Origin of the sequence: Acinetobacter sp. YH12117, from assembly GCF_013418865.1 — a bacterium.
Lineage (GTDB): Bacteria > Pseudomonadota > Gammaproteobacteria > Pseudomonadales > Moraxellaceae > Acinetobacter > Acinetobacter indicus.
The window spans coordinates 1-4937 of the sequence record NZ_VPBF01000069.1 but is presented as its reverse complement, the minus strand read 5'-3'; the positions used below and the strand labels follow the sequence as shown (position 1 = coordinate 4937).

Annotated in this window: 6 protein-coding genes; all 6 read right to left on the bottom strand. The window is 44.3% G+C overall.

What is annotated here, in order from left to right; all coding sequences use genetic code 11:
• Window positions 1-161 precede the first annotated feature (161 nt).
• Window positions 162-449 carry a PA4642 family protein gene (locus FTU55_RS14505; protein ID WP_016659463.1) on the bottom strand — a complete coding sequence of 96 codons (288 nt, stop codon included), beginning with the start codon at window positions 447-449 and terminating at the stop codon, window positions 162-164.
• Between the two features lie 202 nt (window positions 450-651).
• Complete coding sequence (gene minE / locus FTU55_RS14500) at window positions 652-924, bottom strand: cell division topological specificity factor MinE (protein ID WP_005179812.1); 273 nt, start codon at window positions 922-924, stop codon at window positions 652-654.
• Between the two features lie 2 nt (window positions 925-926).
• Window positions 927-1739 (bottom strand): septum site-determining protein MinD, encoded by an 813-nt coding sequence (gene minD, locus FTU55_RS14495; RefSeq protein WP_005179808.1) that lies wholly within the window; start codon window positions 1737-1739, stop codon window positions 927-929.
• A 68-nt stretch (window positions 1740-1807) separates the two neighbouring features.
• Window positions 1808-2530 (bottom strand): septum site-determining protein MinC, encoded by a 723-nt coding sequence (gene minC / locus FTU55_RS14490; RefSeq protein WP_005179806.1) that lies wholly within the window; start codon window positions 2528-2530, stop codon window positions 1808-1810.
• Between the two features lie 121 nt (window positions 2531-2651).
• Window positions 2652-3707 carry a preprotein translocase subunit SecA gene (locus FTU55_RS14485; RefSeq protein WP_168408722.1) on the bottom strand — a complete coding sequence of 352 codons (1056 nt, stop codon included), beginning with the start codon at window positions 3705-3707 and terminating at the stop codon, window positions 2652-2654.
• 18 nt (window positions 3708-3725) lie between these two features.
• On the bottom strand, window positions 3726-4646 hold the full coding sequence (locus tag FTU55_RS14480) for an acyltransferase (RefSeq protein ID WP_005179793.1): 921 nt from the start codon (window positions 4644-4646) through the stop codon (window positions 3726-3728).
• Window positions 4647-4937 lie beyond the last annotated feature (291 nt).

Sequence of the window (4937 nt, the reverse complement as noted above, 5' to 3'; positions counted from 1 at the left end):
AGTGATGGGAGAGAATGTTCAAGAGTGGATTCTAAATGTTCAGATAAAGACATAAAAAAATGAGCGTATTTACATACACTCATTTTTACTACATTTTTCTAATATTTGCTTAACTGACTGGCATTACACCAATAGGTGGGCTTTTTTATGGACAGTGTGACTTAAGCAAATTTTGCTAGTACTGCCAAGAATTCTGCGCTTTGACGCGGGAATTCAGCAATCACGTCATGAATGCGCTGTCCTTCCGGATTGGTGGCATTTACATCACGGCCATCGGCAACAAACTGGGTCAGTAAACGCTCATAGTCTGCTGGGCGCATATGTTTAAATGCATGGTAAAGCACATGGAAATCAGCATTCACACCATTCGGAGGAAGCTGATTCAGGTAGGCAAATACACGCTCATCTGACCATTCTTCATTGAATGTTGCTGGTTGAGACAATGCCATCGCAATCTCCTGGAATAGTTTTTCGAAATGAAAAAAAGGCAAAATATGAGTTCGCAAGAGGCAAAGTGTCTTTGTGCACTTTATCTTGAAGCACAGCTTCTCGTCTTGCGGCTGGGCAAATCCTTAAAGCAATGCTTTAAGTTTGCTATTTCCGCCTCATATTCTGCCTTGATTCAATTTGCTTGACTAATCAAAAATCAGATTATCGCTCTTCAGGCAAATTGATATTCATTTCAAGCATTTCAATGTTGGCTTCAGAACGTACCGACATTTGAATGTGCTGTTCATCGACACCGCGGACATAGCGGTTCACGACCTGCATGATTTCTTTTTTCATCTGGTCAATTTTGTCCTGGCTCAGGCGGCGGCCTAAACCATTTTCAGAAGCAACAATGACTTTTAAACGATCCTTGGCGGTTTGAGCACTTGATGCTTTTTCTTCGCTGCTAAATAATTTACTCCAGAATCCTGCCATAATTACGCTCCAAATAATCGTGCTAACCAGCCTTTAGGTTTAGCAGTAATGTGACGGTATGGACGCTCTTCACCCAAGAAACGTGCCACCAGGTCATCATACGCCTGACCCGCTTCAGTTTCGCTATACAGAATGACTGGCTTACCTTCGTTAGATGCTTGCAGAACGCTTTTACATTCTGGAATTACACCTAAAGTTGGTACACGTAAAATATCTTTTGAAATATCGTCAATGGTGAGCATTTCCTGTTTATCGGCACGTTCCGGATTGAAACGTGTGATACATAAATGCTTACGGATACGTCCTTCGTTTTGTTCTACTTTTTTGGTTTTGCTGTCGAGCATGCCAATAATACGATCCGAGTCACGTACTGAAGAAATTTCAGGGTTGGTCACAATAATCGCTTCATCGGCATGGTACATGGCTAAAATGGCGCCACGCTCAATCCCTGCTGGTGAGTCACAGATAATGTAATCAAACTCTTGAGCAAGCTCATCCATGACACGTGCCACACCTTCATCGGTCAGGGCATCTTTATCACGAGTTTGAGAAGCAGGTAAAATATAAAGGTTTTCAATATCTTTATCGCGAATTAATGCTTGTTGTAAACGCGCTTCATTATTTAAAACATTCACAAAATCATAAACAACGCGACGTTCACAACCCATGATCAAGTCCAGGTTACGCAAACCCACGTCAAAATCGATAACAACAGTTTTGTGGCCACGTAGGGCTAAACCTGTTGCAAAAGATGCACTCGTTGTAGTTTTACCTACGCCACCTTTGCCTGATGTTACGACAACAATTTTCGCCACCGAATCCACTCCTGTTATGGTTTAAATCCCCCTTTTGTGTATGGGGTTTTTTGGTGTTTATTTATACATTAAAATTCCAGAGCTTCAAATACAAGCTCTTGGTTGTCATTTAGGTAAATATGTACCGGTTTTTTCGTTACGTGCGGGGGAATATCGTCCGCCACACAGTAAGTGCCTGCAATAGATACCAATTCTGCTTCTAGGGAATGACAGAAAATTCGTGCTGAACTGTTCCCACCTGCGCCGGCAATGACTCTACCACGAACGCTACCATAAATATGTATATTTCCTGAAGCAATCACTTCCGAACCGCTGTTAATACCAGCTTTCAAGATAATATCGCCCTGGTTCTGGACCAGACATTGACCGGTACGCAGAATTTCATCGTGATAAGAGGTCACATGCGAAATTCGTGCCGCTGCAGCTTCTACCACCGCGGCTTCTGCGGCAGGCGCTTCAGGTTCTGCCGGAGTTTCAATGACCTGTTCCTGGGTGGCTTTGATCTGTTGTAACTGACGATCTTGCGGAATTACCGGGAACTGGATGGCACGCGCCTGTTCCGACAGAATGCCTTCTACCACGGCCAGTGGCTGTACATTCAGATCAATCAGCAGTTGAATCAGGGCAATTAATTCCTGATCTACCGAACTTTCAATCACCGCCGGAATTTGGGGTGGAAACCCTTTTTGTAACATTGGGCTCAATTGCTGGCGGATCGCATCATGATCATCTGTATCTAAGCTAATGCGAATCGCATTGACCATTCTGCCTTTTATCCGTATGTCAGCCATAATGATTCCTTAAGACTTCTGACCTGTTCATTGTTGTCGAAGTAAATGTTGTAAATAGAGCAAATCCTAGAACAATTCGGCCGAATACTCTAGCCGAAGGTTTAAATATTTTTATTGCTGGTTATTCTTTGTCAGTTTCCTGCTCATTCAGGATCTGTTGCCACTTTTTCACTTTCACCTGTTTGCGAATGGCTTCCAGGGTTTCAAATACCGCAGATTCCACCAACGCATCAATATGCGGATTATGTTCAATCTCGATCTGGCTGACTTTGTTGGCAATATGCGCATAGGCCACATTATCTGGCAGGGTGTCATGATGGGCAAAAGGCTGAATCAGCCCTTGGGTAATATTTTCGCCCAAACGTTGGCCAATGCTTTGAATCTGCCGTTCCATACGTCCGCCGACAATTGGCAGCAGGCGCAGTAACTGGGTCAGCTCCGGGGTATCTTCAATGGCCTGACTCACCACCTGACCGACATTTTCGGCAATGCTCTGACGCTGGCTCTGCAATTCTTTACCCAAAGATTGCTGCAAGATGTCGGCCAGTGCTGCGGCCAGCAGTTTGCGGTGCTGCTCGACCAGATCATCAATAAACTGGCGATGACCAGTGCTGCTGCTCAGTTCACGTTGCAGGTTATTGACAATGGTCAGCACAATCCGGCTCGACAGTTCTTCCATCACCAGGTTGTAATAAAAGTTGGCACGTCGGAAGATGCTGTCCGGGATGACCTTGTAGCCATGACTATATAGGTTGTAGCCAATTGCCACGGCACGTAATAAACGCAGAAAACGCAGCTGTGGCAGAATCGACAGCACTTCATACCAGTGTACGAAGGGGAAGAACCACCAGCGGGCATGATGCCGGAAAATAATCGCCAGGCCCCAACGTACCAGCAATTCGATAATCAGGAAGGTGGTAAACCAGCCTTCGGTAATAATGACCCAGGGACGCAGTTCTGTGCGATAAAATTGCAGTACCTCCGGCAATTGAATAAAGTTGAAAAGCCAGTCACCAAAATCACTCATCAAAATGGCATTGGCACTCAGGCAGAACAGGTTGATGAGAATTAACGCCATCATAAAGATGTCGTATACCAGCACTACTTTCCAGCTCCATGAGTCCTTTCTGACAAAGTGAAAGGAAGATTTGATCACCGGCTCTTCGCGTTTCTTCATAATGCTTTTGGTACTCGCTTACTGCTCAGCAAATTTCTGTTTCATTTCATGAATGAGCTGATCTTTCTCTGTCCAGAGTTGATGCACCCAGTCCTGAAAACGTTCCCGATATGCGGCATCTTCTTCATAGTCACCACCCAAGACCCAGTCTGGAATGTCAATTTTGCGCAGATTGACCGCAATACGTGGCACTTCACCCAGCCAGAATTCACCATAACCCGGTGCGCCGTCCGGATACACAATGGTCATATCTACCAGCGCATCAATTTCATTGCCGAGAATATTCAGCGCCAGCGCCAGACCGCCAGCTTTGGGTTTCAGCAGATGCTGATACGGTGATTGTTGCTGATCATGTTTTTCCTGAGTAAAGCGCGTGCCTTCCAGATAGTTGAGCAGGGTAAATGGCTGGCTGAGCAGTTGCTCGCAAGATTTACGCGCTTCCAGCATATCGCGGTCTTTTAGCGCCGGATTTTTGGCAATCTGTTCTTTGGTATGCCGCTTCATCATCGGGAAGCCCAGAATTTTAAAGGCCTGTCCGACAAAAGGAATAAAGATCAGCTCCCATTTGGTAAAGAAACGGGTCAGTGGCATACGGGTTAAACCGAAATACTGGTTGACGGTGGTATCGACCCAGCTCTGGTGGTTACAGGTCATTAAATAACGGCCCTGCATGCTCAGTTCCAGACCATCTTCAATACTGATGTCCCAGTGGGTATTGGGTAATACATGGTCAATCAGCCAGTTGTTGACACTCAGCCAGCTGTTGGTAATCTGGATATTGGTCTGGTCGACCTTGGCCGATTTCTTGAACAATTTGGTCAGGCCCAAAGCCAGTACCGGCGGTCCATGTAAAAAAGTGCTGCCGGTGATCACTGAGCTGACCGTAAGCCCTTTTGTGATTTTTTTTAAGAGCGGTTGCTTATTGGTTTTAGATGACATAAACAGTCCTGAATATAAAAACAACTTATACGAAGTTCCGCCCAATATAATTGTTGTTTTTAAAATAAAAAAGTGTTGAAGTGAAACTGTGTAGGAATTATGGTGAACTTATGCGTAGAACAACATGAGATTATTGCAAATTGTAAATAAAAGTTTATTTATTAAACGCGAATCTCAACTTTCTAAACTCTTGAAATAAAAAGGACATAACACAATTTAGATTTCGACTAAGAAAACTACCTCATGTTATGTCCATTTACGAATTTATCATTTCTGTGTATTTATTCATAG

Coding starts and splice junctions, on each gene's coding strand:
- FTU55_RS14505 (WP_016659463.1), bottom strand. CDS start 449: ATGGCATTGTCTCAACCAGCAACATTCAATGAAGAATGGTCAGATGAG.
- minE (WP_005179812.1), bottom strand. CDS start 924: ATGGCAGGATTCTGGAGTAAATTATTTAGCAGCGAAGAAAAAGCATCA.
- minC (WP_005179806.1), bottom strand. CDS start 2,530: ATGGCTGACATACGGATAAAAGGCAGAATGGTCAATGCGATTCGCATT.
- FTU55_RS14485 (WP_168408722.1), bottom strand. CDS start 3,707: ATGAAGAAACGCGAAGAGCCGGTGATCAAATCTTCCTTTCACTTTGTC.
- FTU55_RS14480 (WP_005179793.1), bottom strand. CDS start 4,646: ATGTCATCTAAAACCAATAAGCAACCGCTCTTAAAAAAAATCACAAAA.